Genomic DNA, 20,984 nt, shown 5'->3' on the forward strand with positions numbered 1-20,984 from the left:
GCGGCTCACCCGAAGGGCGAGCCGTCGGCCGGGGCCGCCATGGGCTTGGCGTTCGCCATGTCCTCCGGCGTCCACTTCGCACCGGGGTCCGGACCGGTGTACGCGGGGCCACCGGGCCCCGGCAGGCGACTCGCACCCGGCATCGGGTGGGTGCCTTCCGAGCCCACGGCGCCCGGACCACCGACGGCGCCACCATCCGGATCGAGGAAACGGCTCGCGCCCGGCATGGGGTGGGTGCCCTCGGAGCCGACGGCGCCGGGGCCGCCGATGGCGCCGCCCGGTCCCGGCAGACGGCTCGCGCCCGGCATCGGGTGGGTGCCTTCCGAGCCCACGGCGCCCGGACCACCGAGGCCCGGCCCGCCCGAGGGGGCGCTCATCGACCGCAGGCCCGACTGGGTCTGTGCCTGGTCGCCCGTCTTCTCGAAGTCCCGGTAGGTGTCGTGCTCGTTCCACTCGTGGCCGGACGCGCTCGCGCGGAGGTTGTTCGCGCCCGCCTTGGCGCGGGCGTGCATCCCGTCCAGCGAGGGCTTCCAGCTGTCGGCGATCTGCTGGAGGGCCGTACCGACCGCCCAGCCCTGGAGCGCCCGGGCGGCGTCCTTCGTCGTGGAGATCGCCTTGTTGTTCGGGTCCTTCATGTCGTCCGCTATCGCGTCCTCGGCCTGCGCGGACGCGCGCAGCTCAGCCGGGTCAACCGCCGTCTTGCCGGACACTCGTGTGCCACCCCTCCCCCGTACCTGTCATGGCCCAGGCAGATTACCAACGTCCGCCGCGCGGCCTGCCCGGGCGTCCGGCCGGGCCGTCACTCCGGACGGCGGGAGAGGGGCCTGCGCCTGGTCCCGCTGCGAACGGTTCGCCTGGGTACGCGCCACGGCATGGGTGAATTCTTGGTCGGGACGTGTTCGTGGACGGATCGGGCGTTGGTGGGGAGCGGGTGGTATCCGGCCGGGCGGCGGGACGCGGAGGGGCGGCTGCGGCATTATGCCGGGCGGTTTCCGGTGGTGGAGGTCGATGCCACGTATTACGCGCTGCCCAGTGAGCGCAACAGCCGGCTGTGGGCCGAGCGGACGCCGGACGGGTTCCGGTTCGATGTGAAGGCGTTTTCGTTGCTCACCGGGCATCCCACGCGGCCCGCCGCCCTGCCGGATGATCTGCGGTCCGCTTTCGTGCGGCGGCGGGCGCCGGAAAACGGCACGGACCACGGGCTGTTGGACGAGGTGTGGCGGCGGTTCAGCGGTGCGGTGGAGCCGTTGCGGGCGGCCGGGCGGCTCGGCACCTTGTTGTTCCAGTTTCCGCCGTGGTTCGCGCCGGGCGCACGGGCCGAGGCGTTTCTCGCGCGGTGCCGGGAACGTACCGAAGGGTGGCCGGTGGCGGTGGAGTTCCGGCATCCGGAGTGGTGGCGGGGCGGTGAGCGGCAGGCCGCTACGTCGGCGTTGCTGCGGGAGCTGAACATGGCGGCGGTGGCCGTGGACATGGTGCAGACGCTGCCGGTTTCCATACCTCCGGTCACTCCCGTCACGGACGGCCGGCTGGCGGTGGCGCGCTTTCACGGGCGTAATCCCGCCTGGGGCGCCGGGAGCAAGGAGGACCGCTTTCGCCACGCCTATACGGAAGAGGAACTGGCGGAGTGGGTCCCTCGGCTGCACGGGATGGCGGAACGGGCCGAACGGGTGCACGTCCTGTTCAACAACTGCTGTGCCGACGCGGCGGTACGCGCGGCGGAGTCGATGCGGCGGTTGCTCGGGGCGGCGTGAACTGAGCGGCACGCGTGGCCGTTTGAGGCTGGGAGGCGTGGCGGGGCGTGGTGAGGGCCAGGGGCGCACGTGAATGCTGCGGGTGCGCGGGCGGACTGGGGATGAAAAGCGGATCAGGTAGGGAAGGTAAGGAGGAGGACGTATTGAGGGGGCTGTGGTGATGGGGGCGGCGGTACGGGAGCCGGCCACACCTGGCTGCCGGTCGGGTCGGTCCGGTCGGCAGCGGTCGTAGATACGGCACGGATATAGCCCTGCCCCTCACGGCTCCCCTTTCCCTGCCCTCCCCCACCGAAAGGCACGCCATGCTGCACGGCATCGATATTTCCGCCCACCAGTCCTCATTTGAGGCCGCAGGGCAGGACTTTGTGTTCATCAAGGCGACCGAGGGCCGTTCGTACGCCAATCCGCACCGGGCCGAGCAGACGGCGAAAGCCCGGGAGGCGGGGTGTGTGGTCGGCTACTACCACTTTCTGTGGCCCGGGAACATCGCGGCCCAGGCCGAGTATTTCGTCGAGAAGTGCGGTGCGCAGGAGGGTGATCTGCTCGCCGCCGACTGGGAGACGACGGGTTCCGGAACGCACGCGAGCAGCGCGCAGAAGGACCAGTTCCTGCGCGAGGTGAAGAAACTGCGCCCCCACCACCGCGTGCTCCTTTACACCAACGTGTCGTTCTGGAAGGGCCACGACACCTCGTCGTACGCCGGGGACGGCCTCTGGATCGCCGATTACGTCTCGCCCGGCAAGCCGCGCATCAAGGGGAAGTGGCTGGTCCATCAGCACACCAACCGCCCGCTGGACAAGAACGTCGCACGGTTCGAGAACCGGGAGGCGCTGAAGAAATGGGCCGCGCCCGGAAAGACGTGAGGGGCCGGGCGTTCTGAAGGCCGTATTCGTGCCCCACGGGGGAGGCCGTTGCCGGGACCGCCCCCGGCCCCCGTCGCATGGTCCGCCCGCCTCACCCCGCCCCGAACGGTGTCGCCGCGTCCCGGTCGTACGCTCGCCTCCCCGCCGTGTAGGTGGCCCGGACGGTGCGGTCGTCGCCGAGGATGCAGAGGGCGAAGAGCAGGTCCTCGATGTCCTCGGCGCGGGAGGTGCGGTCGGCCAGGAGGGGGGTGGCGCGGGGGTCGAGGACGGTGAAGTCGGCTTCCTGGCCCGGGGTCAGGGAGCCGATCGTGCCGGCCAGCCCGAGGGCCTCGGCGCCGCCACGGGTGGCGAGGTAGAACGCCTTGACCGCATCGAGGGCGTACCCGCGCAGCTTGGCGACCCGGTGGGCGTCGCGCATGGTCTGGAGGAGGGCGAAGCTGGTGCCCGCGCCGATGTCGGTACCCAGGGCCACGGTGAGCGGGTGATCGCCCTCCTTGGCCTCGCGGAGGGGGAAGAGGCCGCTGCCGAGGTAGAGGTTGGAGGACGGGCAGTGGGCGACGGCCGTGCCGGTGCGGGCGCAGCGGTCGCGTTCGGCGGCGGTGAGATGGATGCCGTGCGCGAGGACGGTACGGGGACCGAGCAGGCCGTAGTGGTCGTAGACGTCCAGGTAGCCATCGCGGTCGGGGAACAGGGAGCGGACCCAGGGGATCTCGTCGGGGTGCTCCGCGATGTGGGTGTGCACGAGCGTGGTGGGGTGGGCCGCGTGCAGGGCGCGGGCGGCTTCGAGCTGGTCCGGGGTGCTGGCGGGGGCGAAGCGCGGGGTGATGGCGTACAGGTTGCGCCCGGTGCCGTGCCAGCGCTGGATCAGCGCCGCGGACTCGTCGTACGCGCGCTGCGCGGTGTCGAGCAGGGCGTCGGGGGCGTTGCGGTCCATTAGGACCTTGCCGGCCGCGATGCGCATGCCGCGCCGGGTCGCCTCCTCGAACAGCGCGTCGGCCGAGTCGGGGTACACCGCGGCGAACGCCAGCGCCGTGGTGGTGCCGTTGCGCAGCAGTTCGTCGCAGAACGACGCCGCGACGCGGCGGGCGTGGGCGCCGTCGGCGAAGCGCTCCTCGGCGACGTAGGTGTGGTCGAGCCAGTCGGGCAGCTCGGCGCCGAAGGCGGCGACGGCCTCCATCTGCACGTAGTGGGTGTGGGCGTCGACGAAGCCGGCGGTGATGAGGTGGCCGGGGTAGTGCACCGGCTCGGTGCCGGCCGGCAGCCGGTCGCGCAGGGCGGCGTACGGGCCGGCGGCGGTGATCCGGCCGTCCGCACAGATCAGCAGCCCGTCGGGCTCGTGTTCGAGGGCCGCCGCGTTGCCGGTACGGAAGGGGTCGGCGCGGAACCGGACGAGGGGGCCACGTACGGCGAGGGGTGCGGTGTGGGTGGTCGGGGTGTCCGGAGTGGTGGATGTGGTGGCACTGGTGGTCATGTCCGGCGGGTACCCGTTCCGGGGCCGGAGTGGACCCCCGTGCGTCAGCGGCGCGGCCGTCCCGTACAGCCGAACGGGTCGGGTATCGGCCACGGACGCAGCGGCCGGGGCGGGGACGGCAAGACTGTGACCGGGTGTCCGGGTGAGCGGATGCCCGGGTGCGCGGTTGCCCGGGTGACGGGCCGGACGCCCGGGACGGCGCCGGGCCGGGTGACGGCCGGGTGCGACAGCCGATGCCAGTCGAGGAACAGGGGCCGAATTGGGCGGGTGTGCGGAGGGACGTGCGGACGGGATCGCGGGCCGGGACGCGGCGGCGGGGGCGTACGGGCCATCGGGGCGCGGCGCGGGCCGACGGGCGGGGCGGTACGCGGCACGGACGGGACGGTACTCGGTACGGGCGGGGTGGCACGCGGTGCGGACAGGACGGTACTCGGTACGGACGGGGCGGTACTCGGTACGGGCGGCGGTGGCGGTTGTGGCGGTGCTGCTCCTGGCGGGGCCGGTGGCGGGCGGCCCCGCCGTCGCGACGCCTTCGGGAACGCGCCCCGCGCTGGTCTCTTCGGGTACGCGTCCCGCGCTGACCGCATCGGGCGTGCACTCCGCACTGCCGGACGCCGCACAAGCAGCCCTGGCCTCGTACGCCACACACACCGCCCGGACCCCGCAGGCTGTCACCCGCGCGCCGGGCAACGCCGAGGCGACCCGGGCGGCCGTCGTCCGGCTGGTCAACCGCGAGCGGGCGAAGGCCGGCTGCCGGCCCGTGCGGGCGCACCGTACGGTCACCGAGGCCGCCCAGCGGCACAGCGGCCACATGGCGCGCGCCGACTCGCTCTCCCACCGGGAGCGCGGCGGCTCCGGTCCCGGCAACCGGCTCTCGGCGGTCGGGTACGACTGGCGCCGCGCGGGCGAGAACATCGCGCGCGGCCAGCTCGACGCCGCCGAGGTGGTGCGGGCGTGGGCGCGCAGCCCGGAGCACCGGGTGGTGCTGGCCGACTGTTCGTTCCGGCACGCGGGCGTGGGGATCGACACCGGCACCGGCGGGCGCGGGCCGTGGTGGACGCTGCTGCTCGCCGCCCCGGCCTGACGCACACGGCTCCGGGACCGCGGCGTACGGCGGCCCCGTGCGGGACGTACGACGCCATGCGGGACGTACGACGCCATGCGGGACGTACGACGGCTCCATGCGGGGCGTACGACGGCTCCCCCGCCACGTACACGGCTCCGGCCGCGGCGGATGGCCGCGGCCGGAGCCGTAGTGGTGTCCGTGGAGTGGTGCGTCAGTGGACCGACCGTACGGCGGGCCCGCCCGTCCCGTGCGGAACGCCGGCCCGCCGCGCCCGGACGGCGCGTTCGGCCAGTTCGCCGAAGACCAGCCCGAAGGCGGCCCACAGGGCGAGCTGGACGGCGAGGGCGGAGACGCGGAACTTCCACAGCAGCAAGGCGGGGAAGTCCTCCGGCAGTTCGCTGACGGCCGGCAGGAACGCGTAGGCGAGGCCGACGGCAACGGCGAAGGCCGCCAGCGCGGCGACCGTGGCGTACCAGGTGCCGAGGCGGGGGGCGAGCCGCTTGCCGAGGATGACCGCGGCGACGGTGAGCAGCACGCTGAGGACGATCATCAGGAAGTACAGCGCGGTCCGCCTGCCGATGGAGTCGGGGTCGCCGACGGACGGCGGGTTGGCCGGGTACTTGAGGAACGGCACGAGGTAGACCGCGGCGAAGGCGGCGCCGGAGAGCAGCAGGGCGGTGGCGCGGGGGCCGAAGCGGCCGGTCCGGCCCAGCGCGAAGCAGTAGGCCAGGGCGGCGATCCCGCCCAGTGCGACGCCGTACACCAGGACGCCGGTGGCCAGGCCCGCGGTGGACTGCACGCCGCGGCTGACGACCTCCGCCTCGTGTTCGTGGGCGTGCGCGTTTTCGAACGCGATGGCGGCGTCGATCTGGGGTTCGCCCAGCAGGTAGGCGACGAGCAGGGCGAGCAGGCCGGCGGCGAGGCCGGCCAGCATGCCGCGCACCAGGAGGGACCTGACGGTGGCGGAGTTCATCTGCGGCCCCCGGTCAGTGGCAGGGGAAGCCGAGCAGGTGGCGTCCGTCGTGGACCCACTCGTGCACGTCGGTGCCGGAGAGCAGCGAGGTGGCGCCCTGTTCGGCGCCGACGAAGTAGAGCAGGACGAGCATCAGCACGCCGCCGAAGACCGCCCACGGCAGGACCGTCCTGACCGGCAGGGTGGCGGGGGCGGGGGCGGCGGAGCCGGTGGTCGGCGGCGCGACGGACTGGGCCATGGGTACCTCCTGGGAAAACACGCGTCCCGGACAGTGGATCGGTACGACAGGACGGGTCTGGCTCGTCCGGCGGCCCCGTACGGGACCGGTCCGGGCTCACAGTGGCGCGACCGCGCCGGAATTCCACCGGCTTCCGTCATGTCATCGTCAATATCATCGGGAACGTACCGCGTGGCGGCGGCCGGGCCAAGGGGCCGCGGACCCCTGGTGGGCGCACGGCGACAGGCGGGCGCCCCACTGTTCCCTTGTGCGCCATCAGGTTCTCGCGAGCGGAAGAGGTGCGCATGACAACCCGGGTGACGTTGGTCTCACCGGCCTTCGACGACGCGCTGCGCGCGGTGCGCTTCCCGGCCGACGAGCCGCTGACGCCCGGCGGCCTGCGCCGGGCCCGCGCCGCCCGCCCCGCCGCTGCCGCGCTGCCCGCCGGCCGGGCCCTGGCCTCGCCGTCCGCGCGCTGCCGGGAGACGGCCGAGGCGCTGGGCCTGCGGGCCGTACCGGACCCGGGCGCGGCGGGGTGCGCGATGGGCCGCTGGCGCGGGCTGGCCCTGGCGGACGTGATGGCCGCCGAGCCCGCGGCGGTCGCCGCCTGGCTGGCCGACCCGGACAGCGCGCCGCACGGCGGCGAGACGCTGACCCGGCTGCTCGGCCGGGTGGCGGACTGGCTGGCGGGCCGAGCGGCGGAGGGCGGCCGGACGGTCGCCGTGGTGGAGCCGGACGTCGTCCGTGCGTCCGTGGTGTGCGCCCTGGGGGCACCGCCCTCGTCCTTCTGGCGGGTGGACGTACCGCCGCTGGCCGTGACGGTTCTGAGCGGGCGGGACGGGCGGTGGAACGTCCGGGTGGCGGGGGAGCTCGGGTAGCCGACGGCGCCCCGGGGCCGTGGCCGCGTTACGGGAACGGGCACAGGCGCGGGCCGCCATGGCCGCGGCGCGGACGCGGACCGCCGCAGCCACAGCCACCGGCGTCAACCGCCACGCCCGGAGTCACACCCGCCCGCCGCCGTATCCTGGTCGGAGACGGTTGTTGCACATAGCTCGCAATAACGAATCCGGCGGGTGCGAAGGAGCGGTGCGGTGGGCTCTCCAGGCTCTCCAGTGGTGCTGGGGATCGAGTCGTCCTGCGACGAGACCGGGGCGGGACTCGTCCGGAACGGGCAGCTGCTCGGGCACGCGGTCGCGTCCAGCATGGACGAGCACGCGCGCTACGGCGGCGTCGTACCGGAGATCGCGGCCCGCGCGCACGTGCACTCCCTCACGCCCGTCGTCCGCCGCGCGCTCGACGAGGCGGGTCTGACCATGGCCGACATCGGCGCGGTGGCCGTCACCACCGGCCCCGGCCTGTCGGGCGCCCTCCAGGTCGGCCTGGCCGGTGCGAAGGGCCTGGCGTACGGGCTGGACGTACCGCTGTACGGGGTGCACCACCTCGCCGGGCACGTCGCCGCCGACACCCTGGAGCACGGCCCGCTGCCCAACCCCTGCATGGTGCTGATCGTCTCCGGCGGGCACACCTCCCTCCTCCTCGTACGGGATCTGGCGCGCGATCCGATCGTGCACCTGGGCGACACCCTCGACGACGCCGCCGGGGAATGCTTCGACAAGGTCGCGCGGGTCTTCGGCCTGCCGTATCCGGGCGGACCGGCGATCGACCGGGCAGCGCGCGAGGGCGACCCGAAGGCCGTCGCGTTCCCGCGCCCGCTGACCGGGCCGCGTGACGACCCGTACGGCTTCTCCTTCTCCGGCCTGAAGACGGCCGCCGCGCGCTGGGCCGAACGGCACAGGGGCGGCGAACTGCCCGTCGCGGACGGCGCGGCCTCCCTCCAGGAGGCGGTCGCCGATGTACTGACCCGCAAGGCCGTCGCGGCCTGCACGGAGCACGGCGTGGGCACCCTGGTGGTGGTGGGCGGCGTGGCCGCCAACTCCCGCGTACGGTCCCTGGCCGAGGAGCGCTGCCACGCGGCGGGCATTACGTTGCGGGTACCGCCCCTGCGGCTGTGCACGGACAACGGCGCGATGATCGCCGCCGTCGGTGACCTGCTCGTCCGGGCGGGCGCCGGACCGGCTCCGCTGGACCTCTCGATCGACCCGTCGGCGCCGCTGGAGTACGCGGCCCTGCACCCGGTCGCCAGGGCGGCGCAGGCCGCCGCGTAACGGCCGCCCGCCCTCCCGACCTTCTCCCCCGACCGCCCGGAGCCCCCTTTGCGTACCGCCGAGATCCGCGCCCGCTTCCTCGACTTCTTCGCCGGACGCGGCCACACCGTCGTCCCCAGCGCGCCGCTGCCGACGCCGGACCCGACCCTGCTGTTCGTCAACGCGGGCATGGTGCCCTTCAAGCCGTACCTGACCGGTGAGGTGGCGGCGCCCTGGCCGCGCGCGACCAGCGTGCAGAAGTGCGTGCGCACCCTGGACATCGAAGAGGTCGGCAAGACCACCCGGCACGGCTCGTTCTTCCAGATGAACGGCAACTTCTCGCTCGGCGACTACTTCAAGGAAGACGCCATCCGCTTCGCCTGGGAGCTGTCCACCACCCCGGTCGCCGACGGCGGGTACGGGCTCGACCCGGAGCGCATCTGGGCCACCGTGCACCACTCCGACGACGAGGCGCGCACCCTGTGGCGGGAGATCTCCGGGCTGCCCGAAGAACGCATCGTCTCGCGCGGGGACGAGGACAACTTCTGGTCGATGGGCGTACCCGGGCCGTGCGGGCCCTGCTCGGAGATGTACTACGACCGGGGCCCCGAGTTCGGCCGGGCGGGCGGCCCGGAGGCCGACGAGGACCGGTACATGGAGTTCTGGAACCTCGTCTTCATGCAGTACGAGCGCGGTGAGGGCAGCGGCAAGTCCGGCTACCCGATCCTCGGCGAACTCCCCCGCCGCAACATCGACACCGGCATGGGCCTGGAGCGGATGGCCACCCTCCTCCAGGACGTCGGCAACCTCTACGAGATCGACGAGACGCGCCCGGTCCTGGACCGCGCCGCCGCGCTCGCCGGCGTCCGCTACGGCGCCGACGCACAGCACGACGTACGGCTGCGCGTGGTCGCCGACCACGTCCGTACGGCCCTGATGCTGCTCGCCGACGGCACCACCCCCGGCAACGAGGGCCGCGGCTACGTGCTGCGCCGCATCCTGCGCCGCGCCGTCCGCTCGATGCGCCAGCTCGGCTACGAGGACCGCGCGCTGCCCGAGCTGCTGCCGGTCGCCCGCGACTGCATGGCGCCCAGCTACCCGGAGGTCGCCGAGTCCTACGACCGGATCGCCGACCAGGCGGCCGGCGAGGAGGACGCCTTCCGCGCGACGCTGCGCCAGGGCACCGCCGTCCTGGACACCGCCGTCACCAAGGTCAAGGCGGAAGGCGGCCGTTCGCTCCCCGGCAAGCAGGCGTTCCTGCTCCACGACACCTACGGCTTCCCCATCGACCTCACCCTGGAGATGGCCGCCGAACAGGGCGTCGAGGTGGACCGCGAGGGCTTCGCCGCGCTGATGCGCGAGCAGCGCGAGCGGGCCCGCGCGGACGCCCGCGCCCGCAAGTCCGGCGGCACGGTGGACACGTCCGCGCTGCGCACGGTCCTGGACGAGCACGGCCCCACCGACTGGCGCGCCTGGGACACCCTGGAAACGGACTCCCGTGTCCTGGCCGTCCTCGGCGCCCGGGGGCCGGTGCCCGTGGCCCGCGAGGGCGAGATCGTCACCGCCGTCCTCGACCGCACTCCCTTCTACGCCGAGTCCGGCGGCCAGGACAGCGACGCCGGGCGGCTGTCCGGCACCTCGGTGGAGGCCGAGGTCCTGGACGTACAGCGGCCGCTCCCCGGGCTGGTCGCCCACCAGATCCGCGTCACGGCGGGCGAACTCGCCCAGGGCGACACCCTGCGCGCGGCCGTGGACCCCGAGTGGCGCCTCGGCGCGCGCCAGGCCCACTCCGGCACCCACGTACTCCACGCGGCCCTGCGCGAGATCCTCGGCCCGACGGCCCTCCAGTCCGGCTCGTACAACCGGCCCGGCTACCTGCGCCTGGACTTCCCGTGGCGCGGCGGGCTGTCCGCCGCCGCCCGCAGCGAGATCGAGGAGGCCGCCAACCGCGCGCTCCGCCGCGATCTGCCGGTGGACGTGCAGTGGATGACGCTCCCGGAGGCCAAGGAGCTGGGCGCACTCGCGCTCTTCGACGAGACGTACGGCGAGAAGGTGCGGGTGGTCGAGATCGGCGGCGCCTGGTCGCGCGAGCTGTGCGGCGGTACGCACGTCGCCCACGCCTCGCAGATCGGGGTCGTCGCCCTGACCGCGGAGTCGTCCGTCGGCGCGGGCATGCGCCGTCTGGAGGCGTCGGTCGGCATCGAGGGCTTCGGCTACCTCGCCCGCGAACGCGATCTGGTCGCCCAGGTCGCCGAGCAGCTCCAGGCCCCGCGTGCCGAACTCCCTGACCGGGTGGCCGGTTTGCTGGAGCGGCTGAAGGCCGCCGACCGGGAGAACCAGCGGCTGCGGCAGCAGGCCACCGTGGCGCGCGCCGCCGGGCTGGCCGACTCCGCCGTACAGGCCGCTGGATTCCGGGTGGTCACCGCCACCGCCGACGGTGGCGCCGACGAGGCCCGCGCGCTGGCCATGGCCGTACGCGACCAGATGCCCGCCGGGCAGCCCGCCGCCGTGGCCGTCGGCTCGGCCACGGACGGCAAGGCGGCCCTGGTGGTCGCCCTGAACAAGGCCGGCAAGGAAGCGGGCGGCTCCGCGTCCGACCTGGTCAAGCGCCTGCTGAACGGCCGGGGCGGCGGCTCCCCGGAGCTGGCCCAGGGCGGTGGCCTCCCGGCGGACGAGCTGCCGCGGACGCTGGCGGCGCTGCCGGGGCTGCTCGGCGAGAAGTGACACGCGTGGGCGGTCCCTGCCCGGGGACCGCCCACGGCGGACCACTCACCCGGTCCTGGCGCGTCCCCCGCCACCATCGGCTCCCCCGCCGCCATCGCCTCCCCCGCCTCCCGTCGAGCACGCATCACAAGCCCTCGCGGCGAGCTTCGGATTCGGCTTGACCCTTACGTTGCGTGAGGCTGAAGGGTGAGGCGCATGAGCGACTACTACCACGCTTTCGAGATGAGCCCTGTCCCCGCTCCCGGCCCGGACGCCGTTCCGCCGGAGCCGTTCCGCGGCATCTACGGGATGCCCGCGTTCGTGACGATCCCCACGAACGACCTGGCGGCGTCGGTGGACTTCTGGGTTCGCGGACTCGGATTCTTCGAACTGTTCAGCATCCCCGGCACGCTGGTACATCTGCGCCGGTGGGCGTTCCAGGACGTACTCCTCGTCTCGGAAGGGAACGTTCCGGAGCAGGCGCCGGCGATGAGCTTCGGTTTCGCGTGCGTGCTCGGCCAGGTCGATTCCCTTGTCGAGGCCTGTCGTGCGGTGCGCCCGGGCTCGGTCGAGGGCCCGCGGGACACTCCCTGGAACACCCGCGACGTGGAGGTGATCACTCCCGAGAACGCCCGGATCGTCTTCACCGCGGCGAAGCCCTTCGACCCGGACAGCCAGGAAGCACGGAACCTGGCAGCCGTCGGGATCACCCCACCGGACGCCGGTCACGGCGACAATGAGGCGCATGCCTGAGGAAACAGACGCCGATGGCCTGACCGTCGGTCAGGTCTCGGCGCGTCTGGGCGTGACCGTCCGCGCGCTGCACCACTGGGACCAGATCGGCCTGGCGCGACCGTCGCTGCGCACGGCTGCCGGATACCGGCTCTACACGGCCGGTGATCTGGAACGCCTGCACCGCATCGTCGTCTACCGCGAGATCGGTCTCGGCCTGGACCGGATCCGGGACGTCTTGGACGACTCGACCGCGGACGTGCCCGGCGCCTTGCGCGCCCAGCGCAAGCAAGTCGCCGAACGGATCGACCGCCTCCAGCAGCTCAGCGCCGGACTGGACCGGATGATCGACGCCCATGAGCGCGGCCTGCTGCTGACCGCCGAGCAGCAGGCCGCGATCTTCGGCCCGCAGTGGGACCCGGACTGGCCCGCCCAAGCCCGTCAGCGCTACGGGGACACGGTGCAGTGGCGGCAGTACGCCGAGCGCTCGGCCTCGCGCACCCCGGAGGAATGGCAGGACATCGCCGACGCCATGACCGGCTTCGAACGCGCCCTCGGGGAGGCGATGGACGCCGGCGTCACACCCGGCAGCCCGGAGGCGCGTCACCTCGTCGAGCGGCACCGCGAGGTTTTCGCCGCGTACTTTCCGCTCACCAGGCAGATGCAGGTCTGTCTCGGCCGCAGGTACGAGGCCGATCCGGAATTCGCCGCCCACTACGACGGCATCCGCGCGGGCCTTGCCGCGTGGTTCCGCCGGATCATCGACGCCGACGCACGCGCCCACGGCATCGACCCCGACACCGCGACCTGGCAGTAGAGCGCGCTCCCGGGCCGGTCCGCCCCATCAGCCCGTCGCCGTCAGCGGCCCGTACGCGTCCGGGCGGCGCGTGGTCAGGAACGGGAAGAGTTCCAGCCAGTCGCGGCGGGCGTCCAGATCGAGGTCGGCCACCAGGACGGCGGGTTCGTCGCGGGGCGCCTGGGCCAGGACGCGGCCGTACGGGTCGACGATGAAAGAGCTGCCGTAGAAGGTGAGCGGGCCCTCGGTGCCGATGCGGTTCGGCACGATCATGAAGGTGGCGTTGGCGATGGCGTTGCCGGTGATCACCTTCTGCCACAGCGGCTGGGTGTCGAAGCCCGGGTGGCCCGGCTCGGAGCCGATGGCGGTCGGGTAGACCAGGACGTCGGCACCGGCCAGCGCGTAGGCGCGGGCCAGTTCGGGGAACCACTGGTCCCAGCAGGTGGGCAGGCCGAAGGCGGCGTCCTCGACGGTGTGCACGGGGAAGGCGTCGGGACCGGCCGGGCCGGGGCGGAACCAGTGGTCCTCGTAGTAGCCCTCGGTCACGGGGATGTGCGTCTTGCGCGTACGGGCCGCGAGGGTGCCGTCCGGGGCGACCAGGACGGCCGTGTTGTAGCCGAGGCCGTCGGGCGTCACGGTGCCGTCGGGGCCGGGGGCGGGGTCCGCCCGCTCGTAGAGGGACGCGTGCACGTGGACGCCGTACTCGCGGGCCGCTTCGGCGGCGAAGGCGACGGTGGGACCGGTGCGCAGGTCCTCCGCTTCGGCGGGCTCGGGGTGGTCGGCCTTGCGGACCACCGCGAAGTACGGGGAGAGGGTCAGCTCCTGGAGGCAGACGACGCGGGCGCCTTCGGCGGCGGCCAGGCGGATGCCCTCCTTGAGGGCGGCTCGGTGCTCGTCGGGGTCCCGGTGCCAGCGCTGCTGGACGAGGGCGACGCGCAGCGGCGCGCGCCGGGCCGGGCGGGTGCGGGCCGGCGAGGCGGGCGGGGTGAGGGCCGTGATCACACGCATGGGGGCTCCCTGGGTGCGGAAGGGCAGGGGGACGCGAGGGCATGAGCCGTGCCGGAACGTTCCGGCAGAAGAGCAATCTACGAGCGCCGGAACGTTCCGGCAAGAGGTATCGGGCGCGTGACCGCAGCCGCCACGGCGCATGTGCCGGAACGATCCGGCCCTGCGGGCGCCCCGGTCGGCCCCGTCCCCGTACGTCTAGACTTGCGCCCCGTGACCAGCCGCCGCACCGTGACCCTGCTCGACGTCGCACGGGCCGCCGGGGTCTCCAAGAGCACCGTCTCCGACGCGCTCCAGGGGTCCGGCCGGGTGGCGGAGGAGACCCGTCGCCGGGTCCGCGACGCCGCCGACCGGCTCGGCTACCGGCCCAACAGCGCCGCCCGCCGGCTCCGCCGGGCCAGCACCGGCGCGCTCGGCCTGCACCTGCCGCGCACCGCGACCCGGCTGGACTACTACATGACGCTCGCCTTCGGGGTGGTGACCCGCGCCCAGGAGGACGGCCTGGACGTGGTGCTGCTGGCCCCGGACAGCGGGGCCGCCGGGCGGCTCGCCTCGCGCGTGGACGGCCTGCTGGTGATCGATCCCGAGGCCGCCGACGACGCGGTGCCCGTACTGCTCGACGCGGGTGTGCCGGTCGTCACCGGCGAGCGCTACCTCGGTCCGGCGACCGCCCCGGCCGGGGCGGTGGTCTGCGACAACGCCGCCTCGCTGACCGCGCTGCTGGACCATGTGCGCGCGGCCGGCGCCCGGCGCCCGGCCCTGCTCGCGCCCGCCGGCAGCTCCGCCTGGGCCACCGCGCTGCGGGAGACGGCGGACGCCTGGGGCTGTGCGCACGGGAGCGGCGTCCCCGTACGGACCGTGCCGTTCGCGGCCACCGCGGACGAGGCGGCCCGGGCCACCGTGGACCTGCTGGCGGACGATCCGGCCGTCGACGCGGTGCTGTGCGCGCCCGACGGGGCCGCCGCCGGCGTGCTGCGGGCCGCCGCCGGACTCGGCCGCACCGCCGGGCGGGACCTGCTCGTCGCGTCCTGCGTGGACAGCGCGGCCCTGCGCGGCTGCGCACCGCCCGTCACGGCGATCGACCTGCGCCCGGACGCGTACGGGCGGGCCTGTGCGGCGCTGCTCTGCGACATCCTGGCCGGGCGCGCCACGCCGCAGACCGTCCGCCATCACGACTGGTCGCTGCGGGTACGGGCCTCCACCCGACCGGACGGAGCGGCGGAGCCGGGCGCGTCCACCGTCCGGCCCGTGTGACGCCCCGGCCCCGGAGGCCCAGGGCACGCCCTGCACGACGCGCCACCGCACCGGTCACAACCCGGCCGTAACCGGTCGTATCGGAGCGCCTTGCGGGTACAAGGGCGTCACATTGCGCCGCGACCCGGCTGATCGTGAACCCGTCGTGCTCCCGCCGTGCCGGCCGCGCGGATGCCGCTACCTTAAGGCCCTCTCGCATGGACGGTGATGCTCATGGCGTTCGGTCCGGTCCGGCCGTGTGGCGGGAGGCTCCCCGCCGAGGTGACGGGTTTCGTCGGCCGGACGGCCGAACTGGCCTGCGCCGAACGCCTGCTGGGGCGGGCCCGGCTGGTGACGGTGCTGGGCCCCGCCGGTGTCGGCAAGACCCGGCTGGCCCTGCGGGCCGCGGCACGGGCGGCCGACGGTTACGCGTGCGGCGTCCGCCTCGTCGAACTGTCCGGACTGCGGGACCCGGAGCTGCTGCCGCAGGCGGTGGCCGACGCGGCCGGGCTGCCCGGCCGGCCGCCGCTCGACGCGCTGACCGCGTACCTGGCCGAGCGCGAACTGCTGCTGGTCCTGGACACCTGCGAGCATGTGCGCGACGGCTGCGCCGCGCTGGCCGGCCTGCTGCTGTCCCAGGCCCCCGGCCTGACGGTCCTGGCCACCAGCCGGCAGGCCCTCGACGCGCCGGGCGAACACGTCCTGCCCGTACCGCCGTTGCCCCTCCCGGTGGCCGGCGAGCCGGACGACGGTGACGCGCTGGCCCTGCTCGTCCAGCGGGCCGCCGCCGTCGCGCCAGGCTTCACGCTGACCGACGGCAACCGCGCGCAGGCGGTCGCGCTCTGCCACCGCCTGGACGGCCTGCCGCTCGCCATCGAGCTGGCGGCCGTCCGGCTGCGGTCGCTGCCGTTCGACCGGCTCCCGGTCCGGTCCGGCGACACCTTCGCGCTGCTCGGCCCCGGCCGACCGGCGCCCGTGCCGCGGCACCGGTCGCTGCGGGCGGCCGTGGACTGGAGCCACGAGCTGTGCACGCCCGCCGAACGGCTGCTGTGGGCCCGGCTGTCCGTCTTCGCCGGGTCCTTCGACCTCGCCGCCGCCGGCGCGGTGACCCCGGACGCCCGGCTGCCCGCGCGCACCGTCCTGGACCGGCTGGCCGGACTCGCCGAGAAGTCGGTCGTACAGCGCCCGGACGAGCGCGGCGACCGCTACCGGCTGCTGAACACCCTGCGCGAGTACGGTGCCGAGCGGCTGCGCGAGTACGGCGGGACCGGGCCGTTCCGGCGGCGCCACCTGGCCCACTACCGCGCCCGGCTCCGCGCGTTCGCGGCCGACTTCGCCTCCACGCGGCAGCTCACCCGCTACCGGGCGCTGACCGCGGAGCGGCAGAACCTGTCCGCCGCCCTCGAATACGCGCTGGCCGAGGGCGAGCTGCTGAGCCTGACCGCCGTCATGTGGGCCTACTGGCTGTGCGCCGGGCAGCCGGCCGAGGCCACCGCCTGGATGTCCAAGGCGCTGCGGCGCCGGCGCGAACCCTCCCAGGACCGCGTCATCACGCTCGCCTGGTACTCGATGTTCACCGGCCACCAGGGCGACCGGGCCGGTGCCTCGGCCCTCGCCGCCGAGGCCGCCGCCACCGCGGACCGCCTCGGCGACGCCCGCGCCGCCGCGTGGGCCGCGCTCGCCGCCTCCGCCGCGCACTTCCACGGCCACGGACCCGCACAGGGGCCGTCCCGTGTCCGGGCCGCCGGCACGCTGATGCGCCGGGCCGGGGACCGCGTGGGCGAACGCATCGCCGCCCTGCACCTGAGCTTCGCCCACCTCCTCGCCGGTGAGCCCGCCGCGTCGCTCGGCGCCGCGCGCACCACCCTGCGCCTGCTCGGCGGGGGCAGCGGGGAGTGCTACGTCCAGGGCTCGCAGCTGTCCACGTGCGGCCTCGCGCACATGATGCTGGGCGCGCCCGCCGAGGCGGCGGACGCGCTGCGCCGCGCCGTACGTCTGAAGGGCTGTCTGGAGGACGCGCTCGGCGTGGCGGCCGCGGCCGAACTGCTCGCCTGGCTCGCGGCCGACGCGGGCCGGGCCCGGCGGGCGGCCCGGCTCTTCGGCGCCACCGCCGCGCTGTGGCAGCGGGTCGGGCCGCATCCGATGGTCGGGAACACCCGGTTGCAGGCCCTGCACGACCAGTACGAGCAGCAGGCCCGTTCGGCGCTGGGCACCCGGCGGTACGCCGCGCTCTTCGCGGAGGGGGCGGCGTTCTCGCTCGCCGAGGCCGTCCGGTATGCCGTCGAGGACGGCGCAGCGGACGGAGACGGGGCCGCTGCGCCCGGCACACCCCGGGTACGGGCGCTCTCGGCCCGCCACGCGCCCGTACCCGGCGCACTGACCCGGCGCGAGCACGAGGTCGCGGAACTGGTGGCCGCCGGCCTGTCCAACCGCGAGATCGCCGAACGGCTCGTGATCTCCAAACGCACCGTGGACGCCCACGTCGAACACATCTTCGCCAAGCTGGGCTACTCGTCGCGGGCCCAGGTGAAAACCCTGCTGACCGGCGGAGGGTGACGGGGTGGTGCCACCGCGCGCGCAGGGGCGCCCGCGGCCCGGCGCCGCGCGCGCCGTACCGCCTCCGCACGGGCGCACACCGCACCTAGGTATACCGATTCCGCGCGGCTACCGATGCCCGTACGGTCCCGGCCGTTCCAGGCTGGCGGTCCCAGCGTACCGACGTACGCCGGAATCCACCGTGGAGGCGGTACATGCAGAAGTCCCGCCACCACCAGCCGGCCGGTCTGACCGGCCGGGCCGCGGCGGCCGGCGAACTCGGAACGCTGCTGGGGTCCGAGCGCCTGGTGACGGTGTTCGGTCCGGGCTGCGTCGGCAAGAGCGCGCTGGCCGCCGAGGTCGCGTACCGGCTGGCGGGCGGCCGGTGGGCCGCCACCGGCTCCGGCGACCTGGCCACGCTGAACGATCCCGGCCTGCTGCCGCACCGTCTCGCGCGCGCCCTCCGGCTCGACGGCGACCCCGCCCGCCCGCAACTCGACGCCCTGGCCCAGGCGGTGGGCACACGGCGGGTCCTCCTGGTCGTGGACACCTGCGAGCGGCTCGCCGAGCCCTGCGCCGAGGTGTTCGCGCGGCTCGTGCGGGCCTGCCCCGGCCTCCATCTCCTGGCCACCAGCCGCAGCGCACCGGCCCCCTCGGGAGGCGCCGTGTTCCCGCTGCGCCCGCTCCCGATCGGCGCGGCCACCACCCTGTTCCGCACGGACGCCCGCCGGTCCGGCGCCGGGGACGTGGCCCCCGGCCCCGCCCGCGAGATCTGCGGCCTGCTGGACGGGCTGCCGCTCGCCGTCCGGGCCGCGGCGGCGCAGCTGACCCGGCGCACCCCGGCGGACCTGCTGTCCTGCCTCTCCCAGCCGGAATTCGTCCTCGACCTGCCCGCGCCGCTGCCCGGCCTGCCCGAACGGCAGCGCACCCTGCGCGGTTCGCTGCGCTGGAGCCTCCAGATCTGTACGCCGCTGGAGCGCCTGCTGTGGGCCCGATGCAGCGTCTTCCCGGCCGCCTTCACACGGCACGACGCCGGTGAGGTGTGCGGGGACGAACGGCTGCCGCCGGAGGCGCTGGCCACGGCCTTCGCGGGGCTGGCCCGTCAGGCGCTGGTCCTGCCGGAAGCGGGGGCGGAGCCCGTCCCAGGGCCGGCGGCCTCCCTCTTCCGCATGCTGCGCGGCACCCGTGCGTACGGCAGGCAGTGGCTGGTCGAGCTCGGCGAGGAGCGGGAACTGCTGCGGCGCTGTCTGGAGTGGTCGCTCCGGCACACCTGACGGGTCCGCGACCGGGCGGCCGTCAAGACCGGCACGGCGTTTACCGGGGTTCCGCCTCACGCTGCGTCGTGCCCTGGTTACGCTGGAGCGCTCCAGGTGTCGCCCCGCGGACAGGTTTCCCCGATGCCGCAGCTACCCCTGGCCGGGACGGGCGCCGCGCGCCGTGTGCCGGCCGCAGCTCCCCTCGACCACCTTCCCCGGCCGCTGCGCGGAACGTTTCCGCTCGCCGTCGTGGCGCTCTGCGTCGCCCTCGGCCACCTCCTCGGACTCCCCCTCGCCTTCCTCTACCTGCTGCCCGCTGCCGCCGCCCTCCCCGCGCTCGGCCGCCCCAGCGCGTCCCGGGTGCGCGCGGCGGGGGCCGCCGCGCTGGCGGGCGTGCCCGTCCTCGGCTGGGGCGGGCCGGCGCAGCTCGTCCTGGCCGCGGCGGCCGGGGTGCTCGCGGCCACCGCGCTGACCGCCCGGGCGGCGGCCCGGCACCGCCGCCAGGCCGCCCGGATCGACGACCTCGGGCAGCTGGCCCGGGTGACCCAGGCGGCGGTGCTGCCCCGGCTGCCGGAGTCGGTCGACGGCGTGCGGCTGGACGCGCGCTTCGTCGCCGCGACGCCCGGTGCCACGGTCGGCGGTGACATCTGCGGGGCCGAGCGCACCCGCTTCGGTGTCCGGCTGCTCATCGGCGACGTCTCCGGCAAGGGCCTGGACGTGGTCTCGGTGGCGGCCGAGACTCTGCACATCTGGCGCGAACTGGCCCACCACGAGGCGAGTCTGGCGGGCATCGCGCTGCGGCTGGACACGGCCGTGACCCGTATCCACCGCGACGACGGCTTCGTGACCGCCCTGCTGCTGAACGTCGGCGGGGACGGCCGCATGGAGGTGCTCAGCTGCGGCCACCCGCCGCCGCTGCTCGTACGCCGGGGCCGCGCCACCTGGCTCGCCGGGCTCGACCCGGCGCCGCCGCTCGGGCTGCTCCGCCTGGTCGACGACCGGTGCCCGACCGCGGTGGTCCGGCCACAGGCAGGCGACTGGCTGGTGCTGTGCACGGACGGCGTGGCCGAATGCCGCAATCAGGACGGCGAGTTCTTCCCGCTGGCGGAGCGGGTGACGGCGCTGTCCGTACTGGAACCGGCCCGGGTGCTGGACACCCTGGAGGACGACCTCGCCCGGCACCGCGGCGCGTCGGTACGCGACGACGCGATGCTGCTGCTCATCCGGCCGCCCGCACCCGGGGGGCCACCGGGCTGACGGCCCGCCGGACCGATGACTCGCCGGACCGGCGTGCCGACGGGCGGCCGTCGCGGGCGCCGGCATGGAGCGCGGCAGCGGTGCGCAGCACCGAGCGCATGGCCCCGGTCGGCAACGCGCGGTGCCCGCCGCGCAGGTGCCACGGCCGCAGCGGCCGCCTAGTACAAACCCGTCTAAACAGGTAGCAATCACCAACGCGCCCTGAGACGATCCCCGCATGACCACACGTTCCTTCGACGACCTGGTGGCCGAGGCGGAGTCCGTCTCCGTAGACGGCTGGGACTTCTCCTGGCTGGACGGCCGGGCCACCGAGCAGCGCCCCTCCTGGGGCTACCAGCGTTCCCTGGGCGCCCGGCTGGCGGGGGCCCACGCCGCGCTGGACATCCAGACCGGCGGCGGTGAAGTCCTGGCGGGTGCCGGGCCGTTGCCGCCGGTCATGGCGGCCACCGAGTCCTGGCCCCCGAACGTCGCCAAGGCGACCGCGCTGCTGCACCCGCTCGGCGCGGTCGTCGTCGCCGACCCGGACGAGCCGCCGCTGCCGTTCGCCGACGGCGCCTTCGACCTCGTCACCAGCCGCCATCCGGCCACCGTGTGGTGGACGGAGATCGCCCGGGTACTGCGTCCCGGCGGCACGTACTTCGCCCAGCACGTCGGTCCGGCCAGCGTCTTCGAGCTGGTCGAGTACTTCCTCGGCCCGCAGCCCGAGGAGGTGCGGCGCCGGCGCCACCCCGACGACGAGCGCCGGGACGCCGAGGCGGCGGGCCTGGAGATCGCCGACCTGCGCGCCGAGTCGCTGCGCATGGAGTTCTTCGACATCGGCGCGGTGATCTACTTCCTGCGCAAGGTGATCTGGATGGTGCCGGGCTTCACGGTGGACGCCCACCGCGACCGGCTGCGCGAGCTGGACGCGAAGATCCGGGCGGAGGGGCCGTTCGTGGCTCACTCCACCCGGTTCCTCATCGAGGCCCGCAAGTCCGCCTGA

At 74.8% G+C, this 20,984-nt stretch carries 18 protein-coding genes and 1 riboswitch; of the genes, 13 read left to right on the plus strand and 5 right to left on the minus strand.

The features are described 5' to 3' along the window. Positions 1-5: 5 nt before the first annotated feature. Positions 6-710 (minus strand): hypothetical protein, encoded by a 705-nt coding sequence (locus ACH4FX_RS05990; protein ID WP_398475600.1) that lies wholly within the window; start codon positions 708-710, stop codon positions 6-8. Positions 711-872: 162 nt separating this feature from the next. Here ACH4FX_RS05990 and ACH4FX_RS05995 point away from each other — a divergent pair, with 162 nt between their 5' ends. Both ACH4FX_RS05995 and ACH4FX_RS06000 read left to right on the plus strand, forming a co-directional pair. Further along, a complete protein-coding gene (locus ACH4FX_RS05995) occupies positions 873-1,751 on the plus strand; it encodes a DUF72 domain-containing protein (protein ID WP_398475602.1) in 879 nt (292 codons plus the stop codon). Between the two features lie 302 nt (positions 1,752-2,053). Further along, complete coding sequence (locus tag ACH4FX_RS06000) at positions 2,054-2,614, plus strand: glycoside hydrolase family 25 protein (RefSeq protein ID WP_398475604.1); 561 nt, start codon at positions 2,054-2,056, stop codon at positions 2,612-2,614. 91 nt (positions 2,615-2,705) lie between these two features. On the opposite strand, the gene guaD is transcribed toward ACH4FX_RS06000, so the two are convergent. Further along, on the minus strand, positions 2,706-4,085 hold the full coding sequence (gene guaD / locus ACH4FX_RS06005) for a guanine deaminase (protein ID WP_398475606.1): 1,380 nt from the start codon (positions 4,083-4,085) through the stop codon (positions 2,706-2,708). Between the two features lie 412 nt (positions 4,086-4,497). Here guaD and ACH4FX_RS06010 point away from each other — a divergent pair, with 412 nt between their 5' ends. After that, the gene (locus ACH4FX_RS06010) at positions 4,498-5,169 is read left to right on the plus strand and encodes a CAP domain-containing protein (RefSeq protein ID WP_398475608.1); all 672 of its coding nucleotides are present in this window, start codon (positions 4,498-4,500) and stop codon (positions 5,167-5,169) included. Positions 5,170-5,362: 193 nt separating this feature from the next. Here the strand turns inward: ACH4FX_RS06010 and ACH4FX_RS06015 are convergent, their stop codons facing one another. Next, entirely contained in the window at positions 5,363-6,124 is a 762-nt protein-coding gene (locus ACH4FX_RS06015; RefSeq protein WP_398475610.1) for a CbtA family protein, read from the minus strand. Positions 6,125-6,137: 13 nt separating this feature from the next. Then, positions 6,138-6,362 (minus strand): CbtB domain-containing protein, encoded by a 225-nt coding sequence (locus ACH4FX_RS06020; protein WP_398475611.1) that lies wholly within the window; start codon positions 6,360-6,362, stop codon positions 6,138-6,140. Between the two features lie 32 nt (positions 6,363-6,394). Further along, positions 6,395-6,538: riboswitch (cobalamin riboswitch) on the minus strand. A gap of 108 nt (positions 6,539-6,646) precedes the next feature. Here ACH4FX_RS06020 and ACH4FX_RS06025 point away from each other — a divergent pair. The 5 genes from ACH4FX_RS06025 (at position 6,647) to ACH4FX_RS06045 (ending at position 12,737) form a co-directional block, all read left to right on the plus strand. Further along, a complete protein-coding gene (locus ACH4FX_RS06025) occupies positions 6,647-7,219 on the plus strand; it encodes a histidine phosphatase family protein (RefSeq protein ID WP_398475613.1) in 573 nt (190 codons plus the stop codon). Positions 7,220-7,453: 234 nt separating this feature from the next. Beyond that, complete coding sequence (gene tsaD / locus ACH4FX_RS06030) at positions 7,454-8,506, plus strand: tRNA (adenosine(37)-N6)-threonylcarbamoyltransferase complex transferase subunit TsaD (RefSeq protein ID WP_398476388.1); 1,053 nt, start codon at positions 7,454-7,456, stop codon at positions 8,504-8,506. 48 nt (positions 8,507-8,554) lie between these two features. Next, the gene (gene alaS, locus ACH4FX_RS06035; protein WP_398475615.1) at positions 8,555-11,209 is read left to right on the plus strand and encodes an alanine--tRNA ligase; all 2,655 of its coding nucleotides are present in this window, start codon (positions 8,555-8,557) and stop codon (positions 11,207-11,209) included. Positions 11,210-11,404: 195 nt separating this feature from the next. Beyond that, positions 11,405-11,941, plus strand: a complete 537-nt coding sequence (locus tag ACH4FX_RS06040; RefSeq protein WP_398475616.1) for a VOC family protein — start codon at positions 11,405-11,407, stop codon at positions 11,939-11,941. Continuing rightward, positions 11,934-12,737: a MerR family transcriptional regulator gene (locus ACH4FX_RS06045; RefSeq protein ID WP_398475617.1), complete on the plus strand. Its 804-nt coding sequence runs from the start codon at positions 11,934-11,936 to the stop codon at positions 12,735-12,737. The genes ACH4FX_RS06040 and ACH4FX_RS06045 overlap by 8 nt, the downstream gene beginning before the upstream one ends. Positions 12,738-12,764: 27 nt before the next feature. Here ACH4FX_RS06045 and ACH4FX_RS06050 read toward each other — a convergent pair whose 3' ends face one another. Beyond that, positions 12,765-13,724, minus strand: a complete 960-nt coding sequence (locus tag ACH4FX_RS06050; protein ID WP_398475619.1) for a carbon-nitrogen hydrolase — start codon at positions 13,722-13,724, stop codon at positions 12,765-12,767. A 210-nt stretch (positions 13,725-13,934) separates the two neighbouring features. Here ACH4FX_RS06050 and ACH4FX_RS06055 point away from each other — a divergent pair, with 210 nt between their 5' ends. From ACH4FX_RS06055 to ACH4FX_RS06075, 5 genes are all read left to right on the plus strand, one after another. Next, entirely contained in the window at positions 13,935-14,975 is a 1,041-nt protein-coding gene (locus ACH4FX_RS06055; RefSeq protein WP_398475621.1) for a LacI family DNA-binding transcriptional regulator, read from the plus strand. Positions 14,976-15,188: 213 nt separating this feature from the next. Continuing rightward, the gene (locus tag ACH4FX_RS06060; RefSeq protein ID WP_398475623.1) at positions 15,189-17,510 is read left to right on the plus strand and encodes a LuxR C-terminal-related transcriptional regulator; all 2,322 of its coding nucleotides are present in this window, start codon (positions 15,189-15,191) and stop codon (positions 17,508-17,510) included. A gap of 194 nt (positions 17,511-17,704) precedes the next feature. Next, positions 17,705-18,763: an ATP-binding protein gene (locus ACH4FX_RS06065; protein WP_398475625.1), complete on the plus strand. Its 1,059-nt coding sequence runs from the start codon at positions 17,705-17,707 to the stop codon at positions 18,761-18,763. Between the two features lie 123 nt (positions 18,764-18,886). Next, entirely contained in the window at positions 18,887-20,002 is a 1,116-nt protein-coding gene (locus ACH4FX_RS06070) for a PP2C family protein-serine/threonine phosphatase (protein WP_398475627.1), read from the plus strand. Between the two features lie 217 nt (positions 20,003-20,219). Beyond that, a complete protein-coding gene (locus ACH4FX_RS06075) occupies positions 20,220-20,984 on the plus strand; it encodes a class I SAM-dependent methyltransferase (RefSeq protein WP_398475629.1) in 765 nt (254 codons plus the stop codon).

Source organism: Streptomyces sp. NPDC018019 (genome assembly GCF_044327805.1).
Taxonomy (GTDB): Bacteria; Actinomycetota; Actinomycetes; order Streptomycetales; family Streptomycetaceae; genus Streptomyces.